Origin of the sequence: Alcanivorax sp. (assembly GCF_014762765.1) — a bacterium.
Taxonomy (GTDB): domain Bacteria; phylum Pseudomonadota; class Gammaproteobacteria; order Pseudomonadales; family Alcanivoracaceae; genus Alcanivorax.
Map to the genome: position 1 here is coordinate 1 of NZ_JABURH010000166.1, position 3,404 is coordinate 3,404.

The 3,404-nt window shown below is 59.7% G+C and carries 3 protein-coding genes; all 3 read left to right on the forward strand.

Going from position 1 to position 3,404, the window contains the following annotated elements; translation table 11 throughout:
* Positions 1-31 precede the first annotated feature (31 nt).
* Positions 32-1,528, forward strand: a complete 1,497-nt coding sequence (locus tag HUJ17_RS12300) for a DUF945 family protein (protein ID WP_290510965.1) — start codon at positions 32-34, stop codon at positions 1,526-1,528.
* A gap of 108 nt (positions 1,529-1,636) precedes the next feature.
* On the forward strand, positions 1,637-2,008 hold the full coding sequence (locus HUJ17_RS12305; RefSeq protein WP_290510966.1) for a YbaN family protein: 372 nt from the start codon (positions 1,637-1,639) through the stop codon (positions 2,006-2,008).
* Positions 2,009-2,206: 198 nt separating this feature from the next.
* Positions 2,207-3,404 (forward strand): acyl-CoA dehydrogenase family protein (locus HUJ17_RS12310; RefSeq protein ID WP_290510967.1); only part of this gene is annotated, 1,198 nt, incomplete at its 3' end.

Sequence of the window (3,404 nt, forward strand, 5' to 3'; positions counted from 1 at the left end):
AAGACATAACAGGGATAAGGGGGATATATCCATGAAGAAGCTTGTTGCACTGATTCTGGTGCTGGTTGTGGCGTGGCTGGGGGCCACGTTTTATGTGGGCATGCGTGCTGAAACGCTGGTTCGCGAAGAAGTCGCCGGCCTGGAAGTGATTCCGGGGCAGACCGATATCATCTTTGATGTGTTCAGCTATGACCGCGGGCTGTTCCGCTCCGAGGCGGTGACCTGCCTGATCATTCAGGGCGAGTTGGCATCGAATGCAAACCTGGGTGCCTTGTCGGGCAAGATCTGTTCCCTGAGCACTATCCATCACGGCCCTTTCGCCTGGACCGGTGATGGCTTGTTTGTGGGCATCGCTGCCAGCGAGGAAGTGCTGGATCTGAGTGGCCTGCCAGCGGAAATGGCAGCCATGGTGAATGAGATCTTCCAGGGCAAGCCGCCGGTGAGTGGTTACAGCCGCTATGGGTTTGACGGCAGCCTGACCATGAAGGTGGCGGTGGCGCCGGTGAATCTGGACTCGCCAATGGGCAAGGTGGTGCTTGAGGAGTTGCAACTGGACGTGTTGCGGCCGAGTGCGGATGCCTACCCGGTCAATTCCTACCTGTCCCTGCAGGGGCTGGATGTGTCCTCCCCGAAAATGGGCTTTGCGGTGGATTCGCTCACCGGCTCGGTGGATGTGGTTGCCATGCTGGGCGGCGAATTGCCTCTGGCAGATATCAACCTTACCGGCAAGCAGTTGCGTTGGTCTCAGGGGGAGCAGCCGATGCTGGCGTTTGATCTGACCCTGCAGGGAACCAGCCAGGACCACGGTGAAACTCTCAGTGGCAACAGCCGGTTGTGGCTGGAGCAGATCGCCGGGCCCATGGTGCCGCTGCCCATGGATAGTGCCTACCTTGGCATGGAATACGCGGGCCTGGACAAGCAGGCACTGGTCAGGGTGCATGCACTCAACCGTGAAATGGATGAAATCCAGACCCAGGCCCTGATGGGCGCCCTGTCCGGCAATGGTGAGCAGGACATGGAGCAGCAGATGATGCGTATCCAGACCCTGCTGGCGGAGATGACTCAGGTGGCAGCCGAGCAACTGCTACACCCTGGAGACAGTGAACTGGCGTTGCAAATGCTGGTGGATCACCAGGGTGAGCGGCAGCTCACCCTGGACAGCAAGGCTCGCTACCTGGGCCTGGACGGCAACAACCTGTCCACGCAGGAGCTGATGGCGTTGAGTGAGACGGAGATCCAGCAGATGCTGGATATAACGGTGCGAGTGGACATGCACGACTCCCTGGTACCGCCCCCCTACGCCGGCAGGCTGACTGCCCTGGCAGAGCAGGGGGTGGTGGAACGGCAAGGCGAGCGCTGGCGCGGTGTCATCAACGCCAATGGCGGCATCCTCAGCCTCAATGGTGAGCCAGTGAGCCGAGAGCAGCTCGAGGAGCGTCTGAAAGCGATTTCCGGGGCTTCTGCAGACTCGGAAGCGGCACAAGGCGAGACGGTTCTGGACGACCCGCTGGCTTATCACGTCGATTGACCCGCAAAACCCGCCGTCCGGCGGGTTTTTTTATTCCCCGAAAATCGGGCATGCTGTAATGACTCTCTCGCAGGAAGTGAGTTCATTGCCTGTTCCAGGAGGGGAGAAATGGAAACAGTCAGGGTGCTTTGCTGGCGCTCGTTAGCGATGCTGTTTGTGCTGCTGGGGATGATCGGTGTGATCGTTCCGGGCATGCCCACGGTGGTGTTCCTGCTGCTGGCGGCCTGGGCCGGTAGCCATGGCTGGCCGCAGCTTGAGCACTGGCTGACGCATCATCCCCGCCATGGTGGTCATATCCGTCAGTGGCGTGAACAGCGAGCCATTCCCCGCCGCGCCAAGTGTGCCGCCTCCACCATGATGCTGCTCAGCATCGGCCTGATCAGCCTGTCTTCCGCCCCGGATTACGTGAAAATCGGTGTGCCCCTGTTTCTGTGTGTGGTGCTGCTGTGGATGTGGCGTCGGCCGGAGCCGGCTGAATAGACGAAGAGGGCTTCTCTATTTTCGGCGAAAATAAGGCAAATTGTGCCGAAAAGACACTTTATGTCCTTAATCTCTCTCAGAATATGTGAATCTTGCGTTAATGGTGGGGGCCATGAACGGCGGGTCACAAATAACCCTGTTACCTGAGGCCCTGGCTGCCTAAAATTTGCGCCCTGCCAACTTTCGGGAGATGTGCAAATGGCGACCTATAAAGCGCCCCTCGAGGACATGCGTTTTGTTCTCAACGATGTGTTCAAAGCGGATCAGCTGTGGGCCTCCATGCCTGCCACCGCCGAGGTAACCCGCGACCTGTCCGACGCCATTCTGGAAGAAGCGGGCAAGATGACCGAAGGCCTGTTGTTCCCGTTGAACCGCAACGGTGACGAGCAGGGTTGCACCTGGAATGACGGGGAAGTGACTACTCCGGACGGTTTCAAGGACGCGTTCAAGACCTTTGCCGAAAATGGCTGGAGTGCGTTCTCCGGTAATCCGGAATTCGGTGGCCAGGGCATGCCCAAGTCCCTGGCGGTGCTGTTCGAAGAAATGATGCATAGCGCCTGTTCCTCTTTCGCTCTGTATCCAGCCCTCACCAGCGGCGCCTGCCTGGCCATCGATGCCCACGCCAGCCAGGAACTGAAAGAGCAATATCTGCCCAAGCTCTACAGTGGTGAGTGGAGCGGCACCATGTGCCTGACCGAGCCCCACTCCGGCACCGACCTGGGTATTCTGCGTACCAAGGCTGAGCCCAACGCGGACGGTTCCTTCAACATCACCGGCACCAAGATCTTCATCACCGGTGGTGAGCACGATATGACCAGCAACCATATCCACCTGGTGCTGGCGAAACTGCCGGATGCCCCGGCCGGTTCCAAGGGGATCTCCCTGTTCCTGGTGCCCAAGTTCCTGCCCGACGCGGACAACAATGCCGGTGAGCGCAACGGTGCCACCTGTGGCTCCATCGAGCACAAGATGGGCATCAAGGGTTCTGCCACCTGCGTAATGAACTTCGACGACGCCAAGGGCTGGATCATTGGCGAGCCCAACCAGGGGCTGGCCTGCATGTTCACCATGATGAACTACGAGCGCCTGTCCATCGGCCTGCAGGGCCTGGGCCTGGGTGAAGTGAGCTACCAGAGCGCCGTGGACTATGCCCGCGAACGCCTGCAGGGCCGAAGCGCCACAGGTGCGAAGAATCCCAATGGCCCGGCGGACCCGATCATCGTTCACGGTGATGTGCGCCGCATGTTGATGAACATGCGAGCCATCAATGAAGGCGGCCGTGCCCTGGCCGCCTATGTAGGCATGCAACTGGATACCGCCAAGTTCAGCGAAGACGCGGACGCCAAGAAAAAGGCGGAAGACCGTGTGGCCCTGCTGACACCGGTGGCAAAGGCCT